Below are 25,654 nucleotides of genomic sequence, written 5' to 3' on the forward strand. Positions count from 1 at the left end.
TGATAGAGTGAACGTTAAAACCATTTACTGAAAAAAAGGGGGCTAGATAATGAAAGTAGGAGATAACGTTTTTTATAACAGTAAATCATATAAGCTTATTCATGTATATCGTAATGGAACATTAGAGCTTTTGTCGACCCAACAACCGGACTTTGGAAAGACCATTATTGTTGATGCTGCTAAAGTTAAAAATAACTGAGAGTGAGAAGTAACATGATTGAATTATAAAACCCCCTTTACCTTCAGCAAGGTGAAAGTAAAGGGGGGTAATCAGTTAAGCTTTTAGCTTTTTCACAAGTTCATCGCCCATCAGTTCTGAAGAGAACGGATCACGGCTTGTAATGATTTGGTCGTTAGCCCAAACAGCATACTCTTGTATGTCCTGCTTCTTCTAGCTTTAATAAAGGAGCAAATAGTTCTTCTGCCCACCATCCAGTCTTATACTCTTTTTCTTCATATCCGCTTGATAATACGGCTAATTTACGTGCCATGAAAAAGAGGCTGGGACATAAGTAATTCAGCCAATGATAAACCTGAACGATTGAGAGTTTCTCACTTTTAATCGTTCAGGTTTTTTGTTGATTGTGAAAACAATGTTGGAAACAGGGTGGAATGGAGCGTAGGACACTCGACTCCTGCGGGAAAGAGAGGGAAAACGGAGATCCCGCAGCGCAGCGAGGAAGCTCAGGTTCCTCCTCGCGGAAAGCGAGTGGCCGTAGCGCAATGGAACGAACATGTTGAGACATATCAAAGAGATGGGAACAGCTAGTGTTCGTTTTTTAGAAGCCATCATTTTGTTATGTCCCAAACTCAAGGATTGATCTTCTAGATATGTAATAGAAGTATGAAGTTGTTTAGGTATCTGTTGTGTTATAAACAAGATAGGAATGTTCAAGCTCTGTTTGAGTTTATGAAGCACTTCGTAAAATGAATGACTGTACTTATATGCAAGGCTATTTACAACTAGCAGAGAAGACATAAAAACACCTTCTTCTTTAAAACAAATCGAAATTATTATTATTTATAATAATAGACAGCTTATGTTTTGTAAATCATGAAATTTTGCAAAAACTTCATGATTTTCTCACATTTACAGTTTATAGTAAATAATGAGGGGATTATATGGAAGGGAGCGGTCAAATTGAACGCAAAGAAAATTGTATGTCTAGTAAGTATATGTGGTTTTCTAATGGGGTGTGGGGTAGATCAAGAGCAAGAAGCGAGTGCTGAACCTAAAATGCTAGATGTGAAGCTGAATGGTCCATCTGAAGTATCTAAAGATGAAACCGTTATCTTTAAAGCGGTTGTTACATATGGTGATGAGAAAGTTGAAAACGCAGATGACGTACAATTTGAAATTGAGAAAGAAAATGCAGAGGGACAAGGGGAAATGATTGAAGCAAAACATCGCAAGGACGGCATATACGAAGTGGAAACGGATTTTCAAGAGCCTGGAATTTATACAGTTCAATCGCACGTAACGGCAAAAGACTCTCATAATATGCCTAAAATACGTGTGGAAGTAAAATGAAGAGACTGAGACATAAGTAGTTCAGTCCTTACTATACCTGAACGATTGAGAGTTCATAACTTTTAATCGTTCAGGTTTTTTGGTTGATTGTGAAAACAATGTTGGAAACAGGGTGGAATGGAGCGTAGGACACTCGACTCCTGCGGGAAAGAGAGGAAAACGTGAGATCCCGCAGCGCAGCGAGGAAGCTCAGGTTCCTCCCCGCGGAAAGCGAGTGGCCGTAGCGCAATGGAACGAACGAGTTGAGACAAATCAAAGAGATGGGAACAGCTAGTGTTCGTCTTTTAGAAGCACTCATTTTGTTATGTCTCAAACTCTCTATTGGAAAGATTCGTAAGGAAACGTAATTGTAACGGTAGTTCCTTGACCAAGATTACTTTTAAAGTTTAAGGTTCCATCGTGATAATGAATAATTTCCTTAGATATCGCTAATCCAAGGCCCGTACCACCTTTGTCGCGAGTCCGAGCTTTATCCGCTCTGAAAAAACGTTCTCCTAAGCGACTTAAATCTGCTTTTGATATGCCGATTCCCGTATCAGTTACGTTGATGTCAACTTTATTTTCATCATGGGAAAGTGAGATGTCAATGTGTCCTTCCGCATTCGTGTAACGAATTGCATTATGAATCAGATTATAGAATACCTGTTTTAAACGGAGTTCATTTGCATTCATGATAATATCTTCATCTAAGTTGGCTGAAACTGTTAACCGCTTTTTAGCAATGCTAATGGCTAAAACGTCAAGCGTTTCATTAATAAGCTGAGCCAAAACAAGAGGCGACTTTGTCATGGTGAGCGTTTCGGATTGAAGCTGAGATAAGTCTAAAAGATCATGAACAAGTGCATTCATTCTTGTCGTTTCTCGTTGTATTACGTGCAAATAATCGTTTCGTTCTTGTTGGCTCATAGTTGAATCTTGTAAAAGTTCACTGTAGCCCTTTATATAGCTAAGCGGTGTGCGTAGTTCATGAGCGACGTTTGCAAGAAACTCACGCTTTTGTTCATCACTTTTTTTTAAGGAAGATGCCATGGAGTTAAACGCTTCAGCAAGGTGACCAACTTCGTCATTGCTGGTAGAAGGTATACGTATAGAAAAGTTTCCTTTTGCAATTTCATTTGAAAAAGTTTTCATTCGCTGTAATGGATTCACAATTGCTTTTGTAATCCGATTACCAATTAAATATAGAAAAATAAACGTAATAACTGCGACAATCGCTAAGATTTTTGCTGCTTTTGTAAAAACTTCATTCAATGAAGCTAAAGGGACATATAGGTAAACGATACCTGCTAGCTCATTTGTTTTTTGATCAATTAGCGGTACAATAGCACCAATAAGATTGCGTTCAAATTTTTCTTCGTAGCCTTTTTTAACAATGTATTCGCCTTTTAAGAGTTTTTTTCGTTCTGCTTTTGAAATAATAGGCTTATCTTCTTTAGAAAATGGAGAGTATCCACTCAGCTCTTCGGGATTATTAAAAATTAAAATTTCCGCTTCTGAGACTGTATTATGCCAGTTCACGTTTCCAATTAAAAAATCGGAAATTTTACCTGTGTGATAGTGAGCAGCAATTTGTTGGCCTTCTGCTACAAGTGAGCTTTCTGTTTTGTCTACATAGAGTGATTCGTAAAGAAACTGAATAAATAAAAATGAAAATACGATAGAAAAACATAGAAGGCCGCTTATTAATAAGCGGAGCTTGGTTGTTAGAGAAAGTGAAAGCTTTTTCATACTTCTGCTTTATAACCGATTCCCCATACGGTTTGAATCAAGTCACCTTCCGCTTTTAACTTTAAGCGCAGCGTTTTGATATGAGTATCAACGGTACGCTCACTTCCTAGGTAATCTAGTCCCCAAATTTGACGTAGCAGCTGTTCACGTGTGAAGGCTCGTCCAATGTGGTTGCATAAATAGACGAGTAGTTCATACTCCTTTAACGTCAGCGATATCGCTTCATCATTTACATATACAGTTCGACCAAGCTTGTTGATTTTAACGTTTCCAAATCGCTGATAGACTTCAACTGAACGTGGAAGTGCAGTTGTACGGCGGAGGACAGCCTCAATACGTGCTATTAGTTCTCCGCTGCTAAACGGCTTAACAATGTAGTCGTCCCCTCCAATCTTTAATCCATGTATACGATCAAATTCATCTCCGCGTGCAGTCAAAAAGATGATTGGAATAGATGGGTGGACGCTTCTTATTCGTTCAGCTAATGTAAACCCATCCATGATTGGCATCATCACGTCGATGAGAATAAGGGAAGGAAGCATATGAGCTAATTCATCTAATGCTTCTTCTCCATTTGAAGCTTCGATGCACATATAGCCTTCTCGCTGAAGAGATAGCTTGATTAAATGTCGCATTTGTTGTTCATCATCGACAATTAATATAGTTGGCTTTTGCATTTTCATCATGCCCTTTCTCAGTATAAAGTTCTTCTTTTAGTATATCGGAAATATGTGAGAAATCAGTGAACTTTTGCAATCGTTTGCTTTATTGTAGCTTGTGAAGAGATTGTAATATAACGAAACAATTCTCTCTCAAAAACAAACCATGCCGTTTCTAAATAGTATAAGTTGTGAGAATACGTCCGTTCGATGGAGCTAGTTTTTTTAAATTGTGTTCCGAAGCAGCAAAAAAATATCCGAACTACCAAAAGTATTTAACTTTCTATAGTTCGGACCTAGCATTAACTGAAATATCTATGTCTCACCCTTATTAGTTAGCAGGGCTGTTTGTCAAATGTAATCGTTGCAACAGCATCGTGTAAGTGAATAGACTCTTCATTACGACATGATACAGTAAAGGCTTCTACAAATGGATACTCGTATAAGTCAGCAGCTACTAAGCGGACCATATCTTCAACAAATCGTGGATTTTCATATGCTTGTTCAGTGACCATTTTTTCATCTGGACGTTTAAGAATCGGGTGGATTTTAGCACTTGCGTTTGATTCGATGGCCTCTAATAAAGCATGTTTCCAGTCAATAGCATCATTGATTGAATCAGCTAACCGAACATCTATCGATACGTAGCCACGCTGGTTATGAGCGCTATATTCACTGATTTCTTTTGAACAAGGACAGAGTGTTTTTACAACAGCTGTTAATCCAACTTCAAACGTCACACCAGCTTCTTTTGTGTAAGAAACTTTCAAACGAGCTTCAGAATGGTTAAGACCTGATAATCCTGAAGAAGGTGCTACTTGGTCATAAAACCATGGAAATGAAATCTCTACTTTAGCATCAGGGATACGTAGGCGATCAGAGAGTTCCGTTACAAATGAAGTAAGGGAAGCAAACGTTAAATTCAACTCACTGCGCTTGCGATACTCTTCTAAAAGTTCCGTAAAGCGACTCATGTTTGTGCCTTTTGAATCCTTCGGAATAGAAGAAGTGAGAGTGAAAGTAGCGATTGTAGGCGTAGCTCCACCTGGGGCATATATGTTTACAGGTATTTTAACGTTGGAAACACCAACCGCTTGAATATCAAATAAAAAATCTTTCTTTTTATTTTGTAAATCAGCCATTTCTTCTTTTTTAGTGGGCTTTGTTTTTGGGCCAGGATCTACTGAACCGAATAGTTTATGGCGTTCTTGCTTTGAAGGTAAGTTTATTGTTGTCATCGTTGTCATGGCTCTTTCTCCTTTCACCTAAGAGAAGGTGGTCGCTAAAAATATGAATCTGGAAAAATTTTAACCTACTTTGTTCTTTTCTTGCAATGATTAATTTAGGAAAATGGAGTGCTCTGTGCCAAACAGGCATAAAGTTGCTCTATTTCTCATAAGGTGAACATAACATGAAAGTAGGACAAAGTATAGAAGGGTTATCTAAAGAAATTGATAATTAGATTGTTGTCATACATGTAGGTAGGACAAGAATTGAGGAGATTAGTAGATGAATACTTTTCTAAAAGGAACATTTATCTTAGCAGGAGCTGCTTTTGCAGGGGAGCTCATTGAATTTTTAGTGAATATGGTATTAGCACGAGAGCTTGGCAAAGAGGGAATGGGGATGTATATGACGGTTCTCCCTATTATTTTTCTCGTTGCCACAGTAGCAAATTTAGAGCTGCCGATTTCTATTTCAAAGTTTATTGCAGAACATAATCGACATGAGCATCGCAATATGATGAAGCATGCCACCACGTTTGCAACGGTATTAAGCCTCGTTATTTTTTTCGTCACGTTTGGTGTTGTTTCTTTTTTTCCTTTCTTTACACATTACCATCCCTACTTAAAGTGGGCCGTATTAATCTTTATTCCAATTGTCTCTTTCTCGGCCGTATTGAGGGGATATTTTACCGGAAAAAACAGTATGTCAACCATTGCGGTTTCAAACTTTATCCGAAAAGCCTTTCAATTAACAATCTTATTTGTTATTTTTCAAATGTTTCAGTTTACAGATGTGAAAACTTCTCTGTTCATTGCTATCTGTACCTTAATTGGAACAGAAGCTGTTATCTTACTTTATTTTTTTATCACGTATGTGACTCAATTGAACGTCATTACAAGAGGGCATAGAGCACAATTAACCTCTCAAGATGTTCGAAAGAAGCTACTGAGCGTTTCGTTGCCAACAACTGGTTTGCGCTTGTTTAATGCGATTTGTAATGCTATCCAGCCATTTTTGATTAAGCATGCTCTTATTTTGTCAGGGATGACGCTTAGCGGTGCAACGCAGCACTTTGGGATGCTCACAGGAGTAGCGATGAGCATTGGGTTTTTTCCAGCATTTTTTGCTCATTCTCTTTTAGTAGCTCTTATTCCTGCGGTATCTGAAGCACACGCAAAGGATCAAGAAAAGCAATTGCAAAAGCTGCTTCTCCAAAGTATGCAGCTTACGTTTATTTACGGTATTCCATCTGTTTTGGTTATGTATATTTTTGCGGAGCCATTAACGAGCTTATTCTTTCATTCCACAGAAGCTGTTTTTTATCTGCAGGCACTGTGGCCATATTTTCTGTTTCATTTCTTTGCCATTCCGCTTCAAGCCTACTTAATTGGGTTAGGGTACGTGAAAGATGCGCTATTTCATACGATTTGGTCTCACGTTGTTTCCTTTTCACTTATGTTTGTACTCGGTTCGCAGCCAACGATTGGCATGACAGGAGTTATTATCGGTATGAATGCTGGTATCGTTGTATTGACGCTTTTACACTACGTCACAATCTGTCGAGTCATTAACGTTTCGTTTTTTTCGCTTAAAAAACATAAAACAATTTTATAAAAAATGAGGGTGGGACATAACAAAACAAATTTTCAAAAAAGACGAACAATCCCTTTTCTCACCTCTTTACGTTGTCAGAACACGTTCGTTCCATTGCGCTACAGCCACTCGCTTTCCGCGGGGAGGAACGTGAGCTTCCTCGCTGGGCTGCGGGACCTCAGGTTTCCCTCTCTTTCCCGCAGGAGTCGAGTATCCTACGATCCATTCCACCCTGTTTCCAACATTGTTTGCACAATCAAAAAAACCTGAACGATTGAAAGTGAGGAGCTCTCAACCGTTCAGGTTTAACATTGGCTGAATTACTGATGTCCCAGCCTCTTTTAGATTTACCAACTATCCATAATAGATTTAAATAATTTAGCAGGGTCTTCGCCACCACCGCTTGTTAATTTCTTTCTTTTCTTATCAGTTTTCTGTTTTTCAAACCCTGTATGAATAGAGATGACAGCTTCGTCCGTATAGCCAACAAACCAAGCGTCTCCATAATCTTGGGTTGTACCAGTTTTACCAGCGGCATCCTTAGAAGAACGAGCGTTAGCTCCTGTACCATAGCTTTTTTCAATAACATCTTCAAGCATGGACGTCATTGTATCCGCGTTTTGTGGACTCATGACTTCTTCTGTTTCAATCTCTGGTTCTTGTTCTTCGCCACCGCGCATTTGAATCTTTTTAATCGCATAAGGCTTCGTCATTTTCCCTTCGTTTGCAAAGACTGAGTAGCCTTGCGCTAATTGAAGAGGAGAGAAAGTCGTTGTGGTTCCTCCTAAAGCTAGCGATAAGTTTCGATCTTTATCAGTTAAAGGAAGTCCAGCTTTTTCCATAAAGTCGAACGAATCTCTAAAGCCAATGTCGTTTAAAAGCGATACGGCTGTTGTATTGACTGAACGAGCAATGGCTTCTCGCATCGGTATTTCTCCAAGATAGCGACCGCTTGCATTTTGAGGCTTATAGCCATTAAAGTCTACCGGCTCATCCACAAGAGTAGTTGTTGGGCTGTAGTCGCCAGTTTCAAGCGCAGGCCCATAAACAGCAAGGGGCTTAATAGCTGATCCAGGCTGGTAACCGATTGTAGCTCGGTTTAGTCCGTTTGTTTGATAATTTCGCCCACCGTAAATAGCTGATATACCGCCTGTTTTTGGATTGATAGCGGCGATTCCAACTTCTACTTTGTGTGATGCCGTATCGTCTGCAAACACGTGATTAGTTACGGAGCGATTAATGGATTCCTGTAGAAGTGGGTCGAAATCAGTATAAATTTCGTAGCCGCCTTTGTATAAATCTTCTGCCGTAACACCGTACGTTTTCTCAGCTTCACGAACAACATAGTCTACGAAAGCTTGATGACTATTTCGTTGCTTAAACGTTACGTCAGGCTTGACAATTCGTTCATTGATAGCTTGATTATACTCATCTTGCGTAATGACTTCTTGGTCTAACATAAGCTGGAGAACGACGTTTCGACGCTTGGTTGCTTCTTCTGTGCTACTAGCAGGTGAGTATGTGCTTGGCGCTTTTGGAAGTCCAGCTAGCAGTGCCGCTTCACCAACACTTAATTGGGATACGTCTTTGTTAAAGTAAAGCTGAGATGCGGCTCCAATACCATATACGCCGCTACCAAAATATATTTGATTCATATATAGTTCTAAAATTTGATCTTTTGAAAACTGCTTTTCAAGTCCGATTGATAAAAGCATTTCGTCAAACTTGCGCTTAAACGTTTTATCGTTAGATAGATATAAGTTTCGTGCAAGTTGTTGGGTGATAGTACTTGCACCCTCAGCTTTGCTCATCGTGATGACATTTTTAAACACAGCACGCGCAATTCCCTGCATGTCAATTCCAAAATGGTCATAAAAGCGACGGTCTTCTGTTGCAACAAATGCCATTTTGACATGATCAGGCACTTCGTCAATGGACACATTTTGTCTTGGAACCGTCTTATATAATTCATCAAGTGGTCGATTATTTTTGTCGTAAATGACAGTGCTTTGTACAGCCTGCAGCTTGCTGTATGATAAGCTAGCTGTTTGTTCAAATTGCTTTAACACATAAGTGACACCAAGAAGGATCACTAGAATAACGGTTAAAACAGCGAGAATAAATTTTCTCATGGTTTCTCACTCCACACTAATTAATAATTCCGTGTTCAATAAGATAGAGCTTTAACTTCTATCCTTATGGTAAGTTAGCACATAGAGTGTAAGCATGAAGAGAAAGGGTTTTTGATAACCTTAATCATGGCATGTCCTTTATGTAGCTTATTGACAACGGTGGTTGTTTGTTTCACTAGAGATGGTTTAACTAGTTACTCTTTTTAATTGTTAAGGTTGGTTTACACTTGTACGCATACTTATTGAAGAGGTTGCCTATACTTATCGGCATAATCTTATTCAATAGTACAGTCTTCTACAACAAAAGAAGTTAAATTTTTCTTGTTTACAACAAACTTAAACAAGACGGATACATCTTGCATTTAGTGTACCCATAAATTTTGGTTTGTCAAATAAAACAATATCTAATTACGCTAGGTATTGCTTCTTCATGCGTTATTTTAAATAGTAAAAGTAATCGTTCAACACTAGGTCATTTACTACTATCGGTACAATATAGAAAATATTAACAAGAGAAAGGGGGTTTATTACAAAAAGCTGTGAAATGTTGAGCAACAGTAAAATTAAAAGATAAGAGAAAACCTTGTAATGAATAATTAGTCATGCGATGTATGGACTATTCAATGCATAATTGATAAGAATTTGCCGTTTTAAGTGCTTGTTAGTATGTTCAATTTATTTAAGGTTGTGTATTGAGCAACACCTTTACATTTATAAGAAGAGTTCGTATAATAATAAATATCTTTAATTCGAGATATTTATATGCAGAGGAGTGAAGAGAGAGATGAAACATATCTTTAAACAAGGAATAAATAGTAAAAAGCCAGTTTTGCTAATGCTTCACGGAACGGGTGGAACAGAAGAGGATTTGTTGCCAATTGCAGAAATGATTGACCCTGAAGCGTCTGTGTTATCGGTTAGAGGGAGCGTATTAGAACAAGGGATGCCGAGATTTTTTAAGCGTTTAAGAGAGGGTGTTTTTGATATAGAAGATTTAGCAGTTCGAACAAAAGAGCTAAATAATTTCTTAGACGAAGCAGCTGAAGAATATGCCTTTGATAGGAAGAATATTATAGCAATTGGTTATTCAAACGGTGCTAATATTGCGGGGAGCTTACTGTTTCACTATGAACAGTCATTAAAAGGTGCAGTGCTTTTCCACCCGATGGTACCAAGAAGAGATATTAAAGTACCTAATGCACAAGGTATTCCGATTTTTATTGGTGCAGGAGTAAACGACCCAATTTGTCCAGCGGACGAAACGAAAGAATTAACAACACTTCTTCAAGGTGCAGGAGCTACTGTCGACGTTCACTGGGAGTCTTTTGGTCATCAGCTTACGCGAACAGAAGTAGAAGCGGCAAAAGCATGGTATAGACGCATTCATGAAAGTAAATAAAAAGAAGCTGAGACGTAACTATTTCAGTTAATGATAAATCCGAACTAGTAAGAGTTAGCTCTTTTATGGTTCGGATTTTTTGTTGATTCGTCTTTAAGAAGAGCTCATTTAGTTATATCCCATCCTTTTTTTGAGTTGCACAGTACTATCAAGCTTGTTAGGATGAAAATGTTTAAAAAATGAAACAAAAGACTTAAAAAAACGTTATAATGAAAGAATATTAAGGATGAGGTAATTTGGAATGATTGTAATAAAATGGTTTTTGGTTGTTTCATTAGTAATTGGATTTTGTTGGCTTTTGTATGCAGTATTCCCAACCTATTTATACCGGTGGTTTCATCCAAACGTATATATAAATGTAAAGAGAGCTCAATCATTTGCTTTAACATTTGATGATGGGCCTCACAGAGAATATACGGTTCAGATTTTAAATTTGCTAAAAGAACATGAAATGAAAGCAACTTTTTTTGTAGTAGGGTCAATTGCAGAAGAACAACCCGATCTACTTAAACGAATGGTCATGGAAGGGCATGAAATTGGTATCCATCATTATAATCATGTAAGTGCCTGGTTTTTAACACCAGGTCGATTAAAGAAAGAAATTCAAATGTGTAAAGATGTTATTATAGAAGCAGCTGGAGTAGAGCCCATATTTTATCGTCCGCCATGGGGGCACTTGAATTTATTTAGCATTTGGTGTGCAAGACCTTACCATACAATTATTTGGTCTAATATATTTGGAGATTGGTCGCTTAAGAAAACAAAAAGAGCATTAGAAGCTGAGATGAAGAGTAAATTAAAACGTGGCGCAGTCTATGTGTTGCATGATAATGGAGAAACAAAAGGAGCAGATGAAAAAGCACCAGAGCATACAATTGGTGCTTTGAGAGAATTCATTCCATATGCCAAGCAGCACAAGATGAATAGTAAGACGCTCTCTGAATTACAAAAGGAAGGAACAAGCACGTGGAATTAACAATGGTGTCACATTATATTAATGCATTTGGTTATACCACAATATTTTTAATTTTATTTTGCGGGATTGTTGGTATTCCAGCTCCTGAAGAGTCATTCTTAATTATTCTTGGAATGTTTATTGCAAAAGGCCAGCTGTTGTTGTATTCATCAACAATCTATGCCTGCCTAGGTGTTATCGTTGGTATGCTGGTAGCTTATGCGCTGGGTAGATATGCAGGAGTCCCATTCTTTAGTAAGTATGGAAAGTATGTTGGACTAACTGAACCAAAATTAAAAGCTGCTCGTGAGAAGTTTCATAAGCATGGAAAGTGGACAATTTTATTTGGCTTATTTGTTCCTGGTCTTCGGCAAATTAGCCCGTACCTTGCAGGAATTAGTCATTATCCTTTTTTATTATATGTTTGTTTTTCCGTAATAGGCGGAATTGTATGGGTACTATCTTTTTTATTACTAGGCTATTTTGTTGGAGATCAAGTTCATATTTCAATTATTGTCGGGGGAGCCATTTTATTTTTTGTTGTTTACGTTATACTACAGCTGCGAAAAAAGCGAAGCACCCGCTTTAAAGGGAGTGATCATTCATGAAAAAGATTTTATTTTTGCCCTTGTTTAAGAGGGCATCTGGACATCATCAGGTAGCGGATGCTGTAATGGAAATAATCGTGGCAAATTATAAGCAAATTTCTGTGAAAAAGATTGATTGCCTAAGTTACTGGAGCAAACCTCTTGAACAGTTAATTTCATCTTTATATATGAAATGGATTTCTATGTTTCCAAAGCAGTTTGAGAAATTTTATCACGAACACGTCTATAAAGTGGAGAATCATACATGTGATGATTTTGTTGTTAAGAGCTGGCCGATTATTGAATACAATATGAAGCGGTTAGTTGAGTCTGAGAAGCCAGACGTTATTGTTTGCACTCACAGCTTTCCTTCGCGTGTCATTAGCGGATTGAAAGAAAAAGGAATCATTGATACACCCCTTGTTAATATCTATACTGACTTTTTAGTAAGCGATGTGTGGGGGAAAAATGGTGTAGATATTCATTGTGTACCTGATAAGGAAACAAAAAACTTTTTACAAAGTATTCACGATGTGCCTGCTCGTAACATTTATGTGACTGGAATTCCAGTTCATGCTGCTTTTACGAATAAACGAATAGACTTAAAATCTGAAAAGATGATTCTAATAGCTGGAGGGAATGCGGGGCTTGGTAATGTAAAACAAATGCTTAGCTCTGTTCCCTACGATAGTATTTATCAATATGTGGTACTATGCGGAAACAACAAAAAGCTATTTCAAGAGCTCGTAAAGTTAAATCATCCAAGCATTACACCCCTTCCGTATATTGCTTGCAGAAAAAGAATGAATTGCTTATATGAACAAGCTAGTGCAGTTGTGACAAAAGCGGGTGGTGTTACCATTAGTGAAGCTTTACGTAAACGCCTACCGATTTTTATTCATTCTTCACTTCCAGGACAAGAACAAGTTAATATTCAAACGTTAAAAAGAAAGGGTTTATTGATGCCTCTTAACAAAGCACAGCTGCTTGAAGATCAGTTGGTGGAAGTGCTTGAAAATGATGTGCAGCGCAACCGGCTACTACGAAGAATGGATGAATACATTGAAAGCATTGAGTACTCGGTTTCTGACGTATTGGCGAACCAGTTTCATCTATATGAATACGAAACAACAAAGAGTCGGTTATAAAGCAGAAAAATATTGAAAAAAGAAAATGTTCGTTATACTAAGAAGCGAATGAATTAAAATGAAAAAGGAGTTCTGAAAAATGAACGAAGTTATTGAAACAATTTTAAGTCATCGCTCTGTTAGAAAATACCAGGATAAACCTTTAACGAATGAGCAAATTCATAAGATCGTAGAAAGTGCTCAAGCAGCATCCACATCAAGCTATATACAGGCATATTCAATTATTGGAGTTAAAAATCAACAAACCAAGAATCGCTTAGCTGAATTAGCGGGTAATCAACCGTATGTTGCTCAAAATGGTCACTTGCTTATTTTTTGTGCAGACCTGCATAGGCATGATGTTATTGCTCAAATAGAAGGTAAAGATTTATCTGAGTCCCTTGAAAGTGCCGAAAAATTCATGGTTGCTTTAATAGACGCAGCTTTAGCAGCTCAAAATGCTTCGGTTGCTGCGGAGTCAATGGGCCTTGGAATTTGTTATATTGGCGGTCTTCGAAATCAACTTCAAGACGTTCAAGAATTATTAAAGCTACCTGGTCGCGTACTGCCTCTATTCGGTTTAACGATTGGATACCCGGCTGCTGATACGGATAAAAAGCCTCGTTTACCTCAAGCTAATGTGTATCATGAAGAAGTATACGAGCAAGATCAAAATAAGTTTATTGAAGAATTAAAAGCCTATGATGAACAAATTTCTTCTTATTATAATGAGCGTACGAATGGAAAAAGAAACGATACGTGGACTGGTCAAATGGCTCATATGCTATCGAACCCAACGCGTATGTATATGAAAGAGTACGTAGAGAAGCAAGGCTTTAATAAAAAATAAATAACCAGTTATATGCAATTGATGAAATGCACCCTAGTTGTTAGAGATTTCTAGCAATTAGGGTGCATTTTTTATGAATAAAAAGGAATAGGAGGGTTTGTTTGTAAAAAACAACAAATAAATAGAAAGTGTTGAAGCATATGGACAAATTATCAGAAATATTACAGTTTCATGTTAAAAAAGCGTTATTTTTGTAATGGAAGTTGAATGTTCCTGTAATGGCTGTGCAATCTCTAGGTGATATCATTCAATCATTGAGTAAATAAGGAGGTATTCGTAAATGAAGAAATTTATATTTACTCTAGGAACAACAGCAATCCTTTCAGCAGGATTTGCAGGTGGAGCATCTGCAAGTGGAAACGACACGTATCAAGTCCAAAAAGGTGATACGTTATGGAGCATCGCTCAAAACCACGATGTGAGCGTTGACGAATTAAAAGATGCAAATAACTTAACATCAACGATTATTCATCCAGAACAAAATTTAAATGTATCAATCATAAAAGAAATTACACATAAAGTTGAGCGCGGCGATACATTATGGTCAATCAGCCAAAAGTATGGCGTAACAGTAGAGCAAATTAAAGCTTGGAACGGATTAGGAAATGATCTTATCATTCCAGGTCAGGTCTTTGCTATTGAAACAAGTGGAGGTTCACAAGCTGTAGCACAACCAGCTCCAGCACCAAAAGCTGAACCAGTGCAAGAAGCTGCGCCGGCGCCTAAAGAAGAACCAGCCGAACAACCGGCACCAGAAGCTGAACAAAAACAAGAGCCAGCTCAGGAAGCTGCTGCACCAGCCCCACAACCTGAGCCAGCTAAAGAAGAACAACCTGCTGAACAATCACAACAGAGCGGTAAGCAGTTAACAGTTGAAGCAACTGCGTATACAGCTAGCTGTGAAGGATGTAGCGGTGTAACTGCTACGGGAGTAGATTTGAAAGCAAATCCAAACCAAAAAGTAATTGCTGTAGATCCTAGCGTAATCCCATTAGGTTCAAAAGTATATGTTGAAGGCTATGGAGAAGCAATCGCTGCTGATACTGGCGGAGCGATTAAAGGTAATAAAATCGACGTATTTGTTCCTGCACAAGCTGATGCAGAGCAATGGGGTCGTAAAACAGTTAACATTACAGTATTAGATTAATAGTGTATAAGAAAAAAGAGATGTCTGATTTCAGGCATCTCTTTTTTATGATTACATACAGAAAACGAATAATCTACAAAAAAACACCTTTAATGTTAGCGCTTTCTGGGAAAGGTTTCAAAAAATACCTTGATTTTGTCAGAAAATTTATTATAATTAGAAATATCATCGGATGTGAGGAAAAATAACATGATGATGTGAAGGGAGGTTTATACATAAAAAGCTTCTCATGGCGGTGAGAAGCTTGAATTGGGCATAACAAATTGGGGTATGTATGCCTAATTCTAATTATAACACAAATAATTAGAATGTGATAAGGAGTGGCACAATTGAAACCAATCAGTTGGAAAACAGTTTTATCAGCTATAGCAGTCTCAACGCTTGTTCTTGCAGGTTGCGGGAAAACAACTAGTACAGAAGGGCAAAAAGCGATGATAGATACATCTGGGGACACTGTGAAAGTGGGGGTTTTACATTCACTAAGTGGAACCATGTCTATTAGTGAAGTTTCATTGCGCGATGCAGAATTGATGGCCATTGATGAAATAAATGCATCAGGAGGAGTGCTTGGTAAAAAAATTGAGCCTGTAATTGAAGATGGAGCTTCTGATTGGCCTACGTTTGCTGAAAAGGCAAAAAAACTTTTGCAAAAAGATCAAGTAGCAACAATCTTTGGAGGATGGACGTCAGCGAGTCGTAAAGCGATGCTGCCTGTAGTTGAACAAAATAACGGCTTGTTATGGTACCCAGTCCAATATGAAGGAATGGAGTCATCACCTAACATATTCTATACGGGCGCCACAACTAACCAGCAAATTGTACCTGCTGTCACATGGTTGCTTGAAAATAAAGGAAAAAAAGTTTTTCTAATAGGTTCAGACTATGTGTTTCCACGAACAGCTAACAAAGTCATTAAATCTCAGTTGAAAGCAGAAGGGGGCGCGTTAGCTGGGGAAGAATATACACCTCTTGGGCACACAGATTATAGCACGCTAATTAGTAAAATTAAAGACGCGAAGCCTGATGTAATATTCAATACATTAAACGGTGACAGTAATGTTGCTTTCTTTAAACAATTAAAAGATGTTGGTATTACTTCTGCTGATATTCCGGTACTATCTGTAAGCGTAGCAGAAGAAGAGATAAGAGGAATTGGTGCCTCTGTATTAGAGGGGCATTATGCATCTTGGAATTACTATCAAACAACAGACACTCCCGAAAATGAAGAATTTGTAGCAAACTATAAAAAGAAATACGGAGATGACCGCGTAACTGGTGACCCAATAGAAGCTGCCTATACAGCAGTATATTTATGGGCCAAAGCGGTGGAGAAAGCAGGAAGCTTTGAGATTGATAAAGTGAAGAAAGCAGCTGATGGAATTGAATTTAATGCGCCGAGTGGAGTAGTGAAAATAGAAGGAGCTAATCAGCATATCTGGAAAACAGCTCGAATCGGTCAAGTGCAAGCTGACGGTCAGTTTAAAGAAGTATGGAAATCCGGTGAATCGATTAAGCCTGATCCATACCTTGAAAGCTATGAATGGGGAGCTTCACTCAGCAATAAAAAATAGTGATTACTAAGCTTTCAAAAGATAAGATGTGCTAAGTATACATCTTATCTTTTGAAGATAGAGAGGAGTCATTTTATTGTCCATTTTTATTACACAGCTCTTTAATGGATTAAGTTTAGGGTCAATCATGCTTCTTATTGCGTTAGGACTTGCGATTACGTTTGGACTAATGAATGTAATTAATATGGCGCATGGCGAATTAATTATGGTGGGTGCCTACACTACTTATGTGGTACAACAAATTGTTTCTTCATATTTACCTCAGCAAATGCTTGCTTATTATTTTATTCTAGCAATTCCTTTAGCATTTTTAATCAGCGCAGTATTAGGAATAATCATTGAAAAGACCGTCATTCGTTTTTTGTATGATCGTCCGTTAGATAGTTTGCTAGCCACGTGGGGAGTGAGTTTAATTTTACAACAAGCGGCTCGTTCTATATTTGGAGCGCCGAATGTAGCAGTTAAGACACCCGATTGGCTAGACGGTGGATTTAGTATTCTTGGGGCAACTCTTCCGTATAAAAGGCTTTTTATTTTAGCATTAGCTGTTTTTAGCATAGTTGGCCTTTCTTATTTCCTTTATAAAACAGCAATTGGTCGAAAAATGAAAGCCGTTATGCTTAATCGAGAAATGGCTTCTTGCTTAGGGGTTTCAACCAAGAAGGTAGATAGCTATGCCTTTGCGTTAGGTTCAGGTTTTGCGGGCCTTGCAGGTTGCGCACTCACAGTTATTGGACCAATTGGACCTTCAATTGGTACCAACTATATTATTGATGCGTTTATGATTGTAATATTAGGTGGGATTGGCAAGCTGACAGGAACAGTGATTGGCGCCTTAGGAATTGGGATTTTAAGTACAACGATTGAATATACAACGAGCGCCACCATTGCAAAAGTAATTGTGTTTGCACTAATTATTGCATTTTTACAATGGAAGCCGTCTGGCCTTGTAAGTATGCGAACACGCTCATTGGATTAAAGGAGGATTATCCATGAAATTTAATCGCACATATGCTATATATATCGTTGTACTTATTGGCTTTCTAGTAGCACCACTTTTCCTGCAAGAGTTTCGTTTGGGTTTATTAGCGAAGTTTTTATGCTATGCCATTGTGGCAATAGGAATTTCTTTAATATGGGGCTATACAGGTATTTTAAGCTTAGGGCATGGCGTGTTTTTTGGACTAGGAGCTTATTGCATGGGCATGTATCTAAAGCTAGAAGGTTCGACTACTGGTCTTCCAGATTTTATGGAGTGGAGTGGCGTTACGACTCTTCCTGCTTTTTGGAAGCCGTTTACGAACCCCGTATTTGCAATTGGTGCAGGGATCATAGTACCAATGCTGTTAGCAACAGTTCTTGGTTACTTTACGTTTAAAAATCGCATCCGTGGGGTTTATTTTTCGTTAATTTCTCAAGCAATTGTTGTCGTTGTAGTCACTTTATTTATTGGAAAACAAGATTTAACAGGAGGAACAAATGGTCTTACCAGCTTTTATACATTTTTGGGGATGTCATTAGCGGATTCTTTTGTTCAACAAATTCTTTACTTTGTCACAGTAGGTGTATTGGCAATTGTTTTTGCACTTTCCATCTGGCTAACTAAAAGTAGAGCTGGGAAAGTATTAATGGCTATACGAGATGGTGAAAACCGCGTTCGTTTTCTAGGTTTTAATCCAACTTCTTATAAAGTGTTTGTATATTCTTTATCAGCTGCTTTTGCTGGTGTAGCAGGTATGTTGTTTGTTCTTCAGGTAGGGATTATTTCACCTGCAATGATGGGCATAACGCCATCTATCGAAATGGTTTTATGGGTAGCGATTGGAGGGCGACATTCTCTTCTTGGTGCTGTGTTTGGTGCTATCTTTACAAATGGTGCGAAAAGTTTATTTAGCGAGACATACCCAGATATTTGGCTAATCCTTTTAGGTTTATTGTTTATTGTAGTCGTGTTGTTCTTACCGAATGGTATGGCTGGACTTGTTCAATCAATACAGAACAAATTTAAAAAGCTTAAATCTAGAAAGGAGAAATCTCATGAGCCAGATACTATGGTGCGATAATGTTATGGTTGATTTTGATGGATTCAAAGCCTTGCAGGGTGTGGACTTAATGATTGAACCGAATGAAGTGAGGTTTTTAATTGGTCCTAACGGGGCTGGGAAGACAACAATTTTAGATGTCATCTGTGGGAAAACAAAAGCAACATCTGGAAGAGTTTTGTTTGAAGAGGTGGTTAACCTTGGAAGCCTTCAAGAACATAAAATTGTTCAAAAGGGAATTGCAAGAAAGTTTCAAAACCCTTCTATCTTCTCACAGTTAAGTGTGTTTGAAAATTTGGAACTATCAATCAGGCAAAAAAGAAATCTCACCTCTGTTTTATTTGCCAGAATGACTGGAGAGACAAAAAATCATATTGAAAAAGTACTTGAGCAAATTGGTTTGCAAGACTTCGTATACAAGCAAGCTGGAGAGTTATCACATGGGCAAAAGCAATGGCTAGAGATTGGAATGCAGCTTATGCAAAACCCAAGCTTGTTACTTCTAGATGAGCCCATTGCTGGAATGACTGGGAAAGAACGAGAAAAAACCGGTGAATTAATGCATGAGATCTCCGCGTCATGTTCTGTACTTGTAGTGGAGCACGATATGGATTTTGTCAGAAAGTATTCTAAGCAAGTTACGGTCATGCATGAAGGGAAAATACTTTGCGAAGGTAATATGACAGATGTTCAAGAAAATGAGCACGTTCAAGAAGTATACCTTGGGAGGAGGAAGCAAACATGCTAAATGTAGCAAATCTACAAGCGGGGTATGATGAAACCACGATCTTACGTGACGTTTCAATTAAAGTTGAAAAAGGAAAAATTATTGCAGTTCTTGGGCGTAATGGAGTTGGAAAAACAACGTTAATGAAAACACTAATGGGTTTACTGAAGCCGAGTGCAGGAGATGTTGTTTGGAGAAATCACTCCGTAAAAGGTCTTAGACCAGAGCAGCGAGCAAAAAAAGGGATAGGTTATGTTCCTCAAGGAAGGGATATCTTTTCAACATTAACAGTAGAGGAAAATTTATTGTTAGGTCTTGAAGCGCTTCAAAAAAAACCAAAAAAAGACGTTATTCCATCACATGTGTTTGAGCTGTTTCCAGTTCTTCATGAAATGTTACAGAGGAAAGGAGGTGATTTAAGCGGTGGTCAACAGCAGCAGCTTGCGATTGCCCGTGCTTTAGTAGGAAATCCTGAACTTTTGTTGCTGGATGAACCAATGGAAGGAATACAACCCTCTATTGTTCAGCTTATTGAAAGGGTCATTATTAAAATTGCTAGAGAACAAGGTGTTGGCATCGTTTTAGTAGAGCATAACGTAGATTTAGCACTAGCTTGTTCGGACTTTTTTTACATTTTAGATCATGGTCGAATTGTTGCACAAGGAGATTCAAAAAATGTGAACTTAGAAGCTATTCAAAAGCATTTAGTAGTATAGAAAGGGAGGTTTAAATGAAACTCACACAACGAGAGCAAGAAAAACTTATGGTGGTTGTCGCTGCAGACCTTGCGAGGCGTAGGCAAAAGCGGGGGCTAAAACTGAACTATCCAGAAGCAGTTGCCGTTATTACATATGAAATAACAGAAGGCGCCAGAGATGGTCGAACTGTTGCCGAATTAATGCAGCTCGGAACACAAATCTTGTCACGAGATGATGTAATGGAAGGTATTCCTGAAATGATTCATGATATTCAAGTAGAAGCAACGTTTCCAGATGGAACAAAACTTGTGACGATACATGATCCAATTCGATAGGGGGGAGAAGAAGTGATTCCCGGAGAATACAAGTTACGTAAAGATGAAATTGTTTGTAACAAAGATAAGGGTATAGTCGAGATGTTAGTAACCAACCGAGGTGATCGTCCTATTCAAGTGGGATCTCATTTTCATTTCTATGAAGTTAATTACGGATTAGAGTTTAACCGCAAAGAAGCGTTTGGCTATCACTTGAATATTCCTGCTGGTACGGCCGTTCGCTTTGAACCAGGTGATCCTAAAAATGTACAGCTTGTACCCTTTTCAGGATCACAGCATGTATATGGATTAAATAATAAAACAAATGGACCCACGGGCCAGCTAAAAGAGGAGTAGGTCGAACATGAGCTTTAAAATGTCAAGAAAACAGTATGCAGATATGTTTGGGCCGACGGTTGGAGATGCTGTAAGGCTAGCGGATACCGACCTTTTTATTGAAATTGAACAGGACTTTACAACCTATGGTGATGAAGTGAAGTTTGGGGGAGGAAAAGTCATCCGTGATGGGATGGGACAGCATCCTCTTGCGACAAGAAGTGAAGCAGCAGATCTTGTTTTTACGAATGCCATCATCATGGATTATACGGGGATATACAAAGCAGATATTGGTGTAAAAGATGGCATGATTCAAACCATTGGAAAAGCGGGAAATCCATTATTAATGGATGATGTTGATCTTGTTATTGGGGCTAGTACAGAAATTATTGCTGCGGAAGGAAAAATTGTGACGGCTGGAGGAATTGATGCGCACATTCACTTTATCTGTCCACAACAAATTGAAACCGCCTTATCGTCTGGAGTAACAACAATGATTGGAGGAGGGACAGGTCCTGCAACGGGAACAAACGCGACGACGTGTACACCTGGAGCGTGGTATATCGAGCGGATGCTAGAAGCAGCTGAGGCTTTTTCCATGAATTTAGGCTTTTTAGGTAAAGGGAATGCATCAGCAAAAACGCCTCTTATCGAACAAATTGAGGCTGGAGCGATTGGCCTTAAGCTTCATGAAGATTGGGGTACCACCGCATCAGCAATCGATACAAGTCTGCAAGTTGCGGATGAATATGATGTACAGATTGCGATTCACACAGATACGCTAAATGAAGGTGGGTTTGTCGAAGATACGATGAGAGCAATTGGAAATCGTGTTATTCATACGTATCATACGGAAGGAGCAGGTGGTGGACATGCACCTGACATTATGAAGATGGCAAGCTTTAAGAACATTCTGCCGTCATCAACGAATCCAACTAGACCGTATACGATTAACACTCTAGAAGAACATTTAGATATGCTGATGGTTTGTCATCACCTAGATCCTTCTGTACCAGAAGATATTGCATTTGCAGATTCCCGTATTCGTAAAGAAACGATTGCAGCTGAAGATATTCTGCATGACCTTGGAGTTTTTAGCATGATCTCTTCTGATTCGCAAGCAATGGGTCGTGTTGGTGAAGTGATTACGAGAACGTGGCAAACAGCAGATAAGATGAAAAAGCAAAGAGGAAAACTAAAAGGTGATAACGGTATTGGTGATAATGAACGGATTAAGCGATATATCGCAAAATATACAATTAATCCAGCTATCACCCACGGCATTTCAGAATACGTAGGTTCAGTAGAAGTTGGTAAGCTTGCAGACTTAGTCGTTTGGGATCCAGCGTTTTTTGGTGTAAAGCCAGAGTTGATTATTAAAGGCGGAATGATTGCTCACAGTCAAATGGGTGATCCTAATGCCTCTATACCTACTCCTCAGCCGGTTCTATATCGCCCGATGTTTGCTTCTTTCGGGAAAGCACGCAGTAAAACGTCGATAACATTTATCTCGCAAGCTGCATATAACCGAGGAGTACATCGAACCTTGGGATTGGAGAAACGGATTAAGCCTGTAAAAGGGATTCGTTCACTAAGTAAAACGGACATGAAGCTAAATGGTGAAATGCCTAAAATTGATGTGGATCCACAAACGTACGAAGTGCGAGTGGATGATGAATTAATTACGTGTGAGCCAGCAGAAGTATTGCCTATGGCACAACGATACTTTTTATTTTGAGGTGAAAACAAACAATGTTAATCGAGCAAATTGTTGGAAATGTCGCTACGCTAGAAAAGAAAGCGCCACATATTGAAAAAGTGTATTTAGAAAGTGATCATCTATTAAAGCGCGTGCAGCGAGTTGTGACCGATCACGGTAAAGAACTAGGAATTCGTTTGAAAGACAATCGTGAGCTTGTAGATGGTGATGTGCTTTATATGGATGAGAAGAATATGATTGTTATTCAAGTAATAGCAGATGACTTATTAACGATTCAACCCACAAGTATTAAGCAGATGGGGGAGATTGCTCATCAGCTTGGAAACCGGCATCTGCCAGCTCAATTTGAAGAAAACGAAATGCTTGTTCAATATGATTATTTAGTCGAAGAGCTTCTTAACGAGCTAAGCATTCCGTATAAGCGTGAAAAAAGAACGGTTCAAAAAGCATTTAGACATATTGGACATAGTCATGACTAATCAACTGTTAGCGCTTGTACAGCTGTGTGATTCAAACTTTCCATCCGGCGCTTTTTCACATTCATTTGGCATGGAAACCTATATTCAAAAAGAGCGAATTATAAATGCTGTTACGTTTTCAGAAGCTCTTAGTACGTATGTTGAAACACAGCTTACTTATACAGATGGGTTAGCTTGCCGACTGGCATATGAATTTGCTTCAGAAGGGCACCTTCAGAAAATAAAGGAATTAGATCAAGAGCTGTATGCACTGGCGCTAGCAAAAGAAACAAGAGAAGGGACAAGGAGAATTGGTCAGAGAATGGTCAAGCTTTGCGTCGATCTGTTTGGTGGGAAGCTTTTAGAATGCTACGAACAAGAGATTCAGCGGAAGGAGTGTTTTGGTCATCCATCAATTGTTTTTGCCATTATAGCTGAGCAATTACAGGTGTGTAAACAAACAGCTGTTTCTACGCATTTGTACGCCACTGTGTCATCGCTTATTCAAAATGCAGTTCGTGGTATCCCAATTGGACAAACAGATGGTCAACGAATTTCGCTTGCTTTTCATGAGAAAATTGACCAGGCAGTAATGAATATTCTTCAAGCGGATTCAAGTGAGCTTGGTGCAATGATGCCCGGTCTTGAAATCGCTCAAATGCAGCATGAACGTCTGCACGTTCGCTTATTTATGTCTTAATACAAAACGATATAAGGGAGGGAAGCCTTTGTGGCGAAGGCGAAAAAATGAATGCAATGAGAATTGGTATTGGAGGTCCTGTAGGGGCGGGGAAAACGATGCTTGTAGAAAGACTAACGAGAGCACTGCAAAGTGAGCTAAGCATGGCCGTTATTACAAATGATATCTATACAAAAGAAGATGCTCAGTTTTTAGTGAAAAATAGCGTATTACCTCAAGAACGCATCATTGGTGTGGAAACAGGAGGTTGTCCGCATACCGCTATTCGAGAAGATGCTTCTATGAACTTTGCGGCAATCGACGAGCTGGTTGAAAGACATCCTGACGTTGAGCTGATCTTTGTGGAAAGCGGTGGAGATAATTTAGCAGCAACGTTTAGTCCAGAACTTGTCGATTTTTCTATTTATATTATTGACGTCGCTCAGGGTGAAAAGATTCCGCGTAAAGGTGGACAAGGAATGATTAAATCAGACTTGTTTATTATTAATAAGACGGATTTAGCTCCGTATGTTGGTGCAAGCTTAGATGTAATGAAAGAAGATACAATTGCAGCCCGAGGTAAAAAGCCTTTTGTATTTACAAATTTGAAAAAGGATCAAGGACTGGATGAAGTAATTCAGTGGATCAAAAAAGAAGTATTGCTTATCGGCATTAAATCATGAGCTATACAGGCTATTTAAAGCTTGAGTCGCACAAGGTGAAAGGTAAGACGGTTGTTTATAACACATATCATGACGGAGCTTTTAAGGTGGCTCGCCCAATTTACATGGAAGAGCATACCCCAACAATCTACCTTCTACATGTAGGAGGTGGATATGTTGGTGGAGACCGTTATAAAGCGTGTATTACGGCTGAAGAGGGTGCACATTTATGCTTGACGACACAGGCTGCAACAAAAGTATACCGAACGCCAAACGCACCTGTAGTTCAGGAAACAGAGCTGCTCTTAAAAAAAGGAGCAGTGATTGAATACCTTCCAGATCCGCTTATTTTATACGAAGATGCGCAGTTTATACAAGAAACAACTGTACATATGGAAGAGAAAGCAACATTTTTTATCTCTGACGTTATTACGCCAGGCTGGTCACCTAATGGAGAGATATTTAAGTATGATTCACTGCGTTCGAAGCTCAAAGTTTATCAAAACAATCAGTTAATGGTGTTTGACCATTTGTTTTTATCGCCTCATGAAGACATCCATGCGATTATGAAAATGGAGGGCTACACACATTTCGGTTCTTTTTTAGCAGTGGCTGAAGGAATTATCGATTCGGTCATTGATGAATTGTATGATGAAGTAATAAGTGAAGAGCAGCATGGATATATAGGGATTTCAAAATTAGCGATTAATGGATGTGCCATTAGAATTTTGGGAAATGATACAAAAACGCTTGAAAGTATTATTAATAGATGTTTTCAGTTCCTGAGAAAGCGCCTGTTAGGCTTAGAGGTGGTTCATCTTCGTAAATATTAAGAGCTGCCTTTGAGTAATGGTGTTAAGTGAACTTACAGAAAATTACATTTAGGGGTATAAATTTTTCTCCTTTACTAAAACTATTGGTAAATCAATGCGAGGTAGATAAGGATGAAAAAACAATTACCATGCCGAGTGCCCCCTGTATATATTCTAAATTGTGAGAATGAATTTTTTGACTAGGCTAGAAGCGATCTTGTGGAATATTGCCCTACCAGGGTTTAGTCAATTATTAAACAAGCAGTACGTAAAAGGGATTGTGTTTATAGTATTAGAATTTTTAATCAATATGGGCGCACATTTTAACTCTGCAATACAATTAAGTTTTTTAGGTGAAACTGAACAGGCGTTAGCAACTGTAGACATGCAGTGGATTATGTTTTACCCATGCTTGTATTTTTTTGCAATGTGGGATGGTTTTAAAGATGCAGAAGCAGATCCCCCTCCTCTTTACTCGTTTATACCGTTTGCATGCTGTGCTTACTTTGTAACAGTAGGCATCATGTATGCTTCAGTTGTGAAAATTAACGGAGTACTGCTTGGGCCGATTTGGCTACCGATGCTGTCTGTGATTCCAGGACTGATAGTTGGATTGCCGATTCAGCTTTTACTAGCTAAAAAAGCAAATGCTACGCCATAGACATGAAATGAAAGTTAAATTCTTCAGCTTATCTTTCAT

The 25,654-nt window shown here is 38.6% G+C and carries 27 protein-coding genes; 22 read left to right on the forward strand and 5 right to left on the reverse strand.

All coding sequences use genetic code 11. The features are described 5' to 3' along the window. Positions 1 to 49 precede the first annotated feature (49 nt). Complete coding sequence (locus A2U94_RS21020) at positions 50 to 199, forward strand: hypothetical protein (RefSeq protein WP_153301153.1); 150 nt, start codon at positions 50 to 52, stop codon at positions 197 to 199. Between the two features lie 154 nt (positions 200 to 353). Here the strand turns inward: A2U94_RS21020 and A2U94_RS21730 are convergent, their stop codons facing one another. Beyond that, entirely contained in the window at positions 354 to 491 is a 138-nt protein-coding gene (locus A2U94_RS21730) for a hypothetical protein (RefSeq protein WP_226372918.1), read from the reverse strand. Between the two features lie 650 nt (positions 492 to 1,141). Here A2U94_RS21730 and A2U94_RS00275 point away from each other — a divergent pair. Then, positions 1,142 to 1,531 (forward strand): FixH family protein, encoded by a 390-nt coding sequence (locus A2U94_RS00275; RefSeq protein ID WP_035320781.1) that lies wholly within the window; start codon positions 1,142 to 1,144, stop codon positions 1,529 to 1,531. Between the two features lie 318 nt (positions 1,532 to 1,849). Here A2U94_RS00275 and A2U94_RS00280 read toward each other — a convergent pair whose 3' ends face one another. The 3 genes from A2U94_RS00280 to folE2 form a co-directional block, all read right to left on the reverse strand. Then, entirely contained in the window at positions 1,850 to 3,259 is a 1,410-nt protein-coding gene (locus A2U94_RS00280) for a sensor histidine kinase (protein ID WP_025910041.1), read from the reverse strand. After that, positions 3,256 to 3,936 carry a response regulator transcription factor gene (locus tag A2U94_RS00285; RefSeq protein ID WP_025910042.1) on the reverse strand — a complete coding sequence of 227 codons (681 nt, stop codon included), beginning with the start codon at positions 3,934 to 3,936 and terminating at the stop codon, positions 3,256 to 3,258. Before A2U94_RS00285 ends, A2U94_RS00280 begins: the two co-directional genes overlap by 4 nt. 317 nt (positions 3,937 to 4,253) lie before the next feature. After that, a complete protein-coding gene (folE2, locus tag A2U94_RS00290; RefSeq protein WP_025910043.1) occupies positions 4,254 to 5,165 on the reverse strand; it encodes a GTP cyclohydrolase FolE2 in 912 nt (303 codons plus the stop codon). Between the two features lie 262 nt (positions 5,166 to 5,427). Between folE2 and A2U94_RS00295 the strand changes: the two genes are divergently transcribed. Then, complete coding sequence (locus A2U94_RS00295) at positions 5,428 to 6,759, forward strand: polysaccharide biosynthesis protein (protein ID WP_025910044.1); 1,332 nt, start codon at positions 5,428 to 5,430, stop codon at positions 6,757 to 6,759. Positions 6,760 to 7,085: 326 nt separating this feature from the next. Here the strand turns inward: A2U94_RS00295 and A2U94_RS00300 are convergent, their stop codons facing one another. Then, positions 7,086 to 8,870 carry a transglycosylase domain-containing protein gene (locus A2U94_RS00300; protein WP_025910045.1) on the reverse strand — a complete coding sequence of 595 codons (1,785 nt, stop codon included), beginning with the start codon at positions 8,868 to 8,870 and terminating at the stop codon, positions 7,086 to 7,088. Positions 8,871 to 9,654: 784 nt separating this feature from the next. Between A2U94_RS00300 and A2U94_RS00305 the strand changes: the two genes are divergently transcribed. The 19 genes from A2U94_RS00305 (at position 9,655) to A2U94_RS00395 (ending at position 25,615) form a co-directional block, all read left to right on the forward strand. Beyond that, entirely contained in the window at positions 9,655 to 10,269 is a 615-nt protein-coding gene (locus A2U94_RS00305; protein ID WP_025910046.1) for an alpha/beta hydrolase, read from the forward strand. Between the two features lie 241 nt (positions 10,270 to 10,510). Next, on the forward strand, positions 10,511 to 11,245 hold the full coding sequence (locus A2U94_RS00310; RefSeq protein WP_051567149.1) for a polysaccharide deacetylase family protein: 735 nt from the start codon (positions 10,511 to 10,513) through the stop codon (positions 11,243 to 11,245). Beyond that, entirely contained in the window at positions 11,236 to 11,832 is a 597-nt protein-coding gene (locus A2U94_RS00315; RefSeq protein WP_025910048.1) for a DedA family protein, read from the forward strand. Before A2U94_RS00310 ends, A2U94_RS00315 begins: the two co-directional genes overlap by 10 nt. After that, on the forward strand, positions 11,829 to 12,959 hold the full coding sequence (locus A2U94_RS00320) for an MGDG synthase family glycosyltransferase (protein WP_025910049.1): 1,131 nt from the start codon (positions 11,829 to 11,831) through the stop codon (positions 12,957 to 12,959). Before A2U94_RS00315 ends, A2U94_RS00320 begins: the two co-directional genes overlap by 4 nt. 79 nt (positions 12,960 to 13,038) lie before the next feature. Beyond that, positions 13,039 to 13,788 carry an oxygen-insensitive NADPH nitroreductase gene (gene nfsA, locus A2U94_RS00325; RefSeq protein ID WP_025910051.1) on the forward strand — a complete coding sequence of 250 codons (750 nt, stop codon included), beginning with the start codon at positions 13,039 to 13,041 and terminating at the stop codon, positions 13,786 to 13,788. Positions 13,789 to 14,068: 280 nt separating this feature from the next. Further along, positions 14,069 to 14,935, forward strand: a complete 867-nt coding sequence (locus A2U94_RS00330; RefSeq protein WP_025910052.1) for a 3D domain-containing protein — start codon at positions 14,069 to 14,071, stop codon at positions 14,933 to 14,935. 329 nt (positions 14,936 to 15,264) lie between these two features. Next, complete coding sequence (urtA, locus tag A2U94_RS00335) at positions 15,265 to 16,506, forward strand: urea ABC transporter substrate-binding protein (protein WP_025910053.1); 1,242 nt, start codon at positions 15,265 to 15,267, stop codon at positions 16,504 to 16,506. Between the two features lie 76 nt (positions 16,507 to 16,582). Next, positions 16,583 to 17,485 (forward strand): urea ABC transporter permease subunit UrtB, encoded by a 903-nt coding sequence (urtB, locus tag A2U94_RS00340; RefSeq protein WP_025910054.1) that lies wholly within the window; start codon positions 16,583 to 16,585, stop codon positions 17,483 to 17,485. Between the two features lie 13 nt (positions 17,486 to 17,498). Continuing rightward, a complete protein-coding gene (gene urtC / locus A2U94_RS00345) occupies positions 17,499 to 18,569 on the forward strand; it encodes an urea ABC transporter permease subunit UrtC (protein ID WP_025910056.1) in 1,071 nt (356 codons plus the stop codon). Continuing rightward, complete coding sequence (gene urtD / locus A2U94_RS00350; RefSeq protein WP_025910057.1) at positions 18,544 to 19,296, forward strand: urea ABC transporter ATP-binding protein UrtD; 753 nt, start codon at positions 18,544 to 18,546, stop codon at positions 19,294 to 19,296. Before urtC ends, urtD begins: the two co-directional genes overlap by 26 nt. Continuing rightward, a complete protein-coding gene (urtE, locus tag A2U94_RS00355) occupies positions 19,290 to 19,991 on the forward strand; it encodes an urea ABC transporter ATP-binding subunit UrtE (protein ID WP_025910058.1) in 702 nt (233 codons plus the stop codon). Before urtD ends, urtE begins: the two co-directional genes overlap by 7 nt. Before the next feature lie 14 nt (positions 19,992 to 20,005). After that, positions 20,006 to 20,308, forward strand: a complete 303-nt coding sequence (locus tag A2U94_RS00360) for an urease subunit gamma (protein ID WP_025910059.1) — start codon at positions 20,006 to 20,008, stop codon at positions 20,306 to 20,308. A 12-nt stretch (positions 20,309 to 20,320) separates the two neighbouring features. After that, positions 20,321 to 20,644, forward strand: coding sequence for an urease subunit beta (locus tag A2U94_RS00365; RefSeq protein WP_025910060.1), 324 nt, complete (start codon positions 20,321 to 20,323; stop codon positions 20,642 to 20,644). 7 nt (positions 20,645 to 20,651) lie between these two features. Next, a complete protein-coding gene (gene ureC / locus A2U94_RS00370; protein ID WP_025910061.1) occupies positions 20,652 to 22,361 on the forward strand; it encodes an urease subunit alpha in 1,710 nt (569 codons plus the stop codon). A 14-nt stretch (positions 22,362 to 22,375) separates the two neighbouring features. Continuing rightward, entirely contained in the window at positions 22,376 to 22,822 is a 447-nt protein-coding gene (gene ureE / locus A2U94_RS00375) for an urease accessory protein UreE (protein WP_025910062.1), read from the forward strand. Continuing rightward, on the forward strand, positions 22,815 to 23,501 hold the full coding sequence (locus A2U94_RS00380; protein WP_025910063.1) for an urease accessory protein UreF: 687 nt from the start codon (positions 22,815 to 22,817) through the stop codon (positions 23,499 to 23,501). Before ureE ends, A2U94_RS00380 begins: the two co-directional genes overlap by 8 nt. A 47-nt stretch (positions 23,502 to 23,548) precedes the next feature. Beyond that, on the forward strand, positions 23,549 to 24,163 hold the full coding sequence (ureG, locus tag A2U94_RS00385; protein ID WP_025910064.1) for an urease accessory protein UreG: 615 nt from the start codon (positions 23,549 to 23,551) through the stop codon (positions 24,161 to 24,163). Next, positions 24,160 to 24,975: an urease accessory protein UreD gene (locus tag A2U94_RS00390; RefSeq protein ID WP_025910066.1), complete on the forward strand. Its 816-nt coding sequence runs from the start codon at positions 24,160 to 24,162 to the stop codon at positions 24,973 to 24,975. Before ureG ends, A2U94_RS00390 begins: the two co-directional genes overlap by 4 nt. Positions 24,976 to 25,150: 175 nt before the next feature. Then, the gene (locus tag A2U94_RS00395) at positions 25,151 to 25,615 is read left to right on the forward strand and encodes a hypothetical protein (RefSeq protein ID WP_025910067.1); all 465 of its coding nucleotides are present in this window, start codon (positions 25,151 to 25,153) and stop codon (positions 25,613 to 25,615) included. Positions 25,616 to 25,654 lie beyond the last annotated feature (39 nt).

Origin of the sequence: Bacillus sp. VT 712, assembly GCF_001614195.1 — a bacterium.
Lineage (GTDB): Bacteria > Bacillota > Bacilli > Bacillales > Bacillaceae_H > Priestia > Priestia flexa.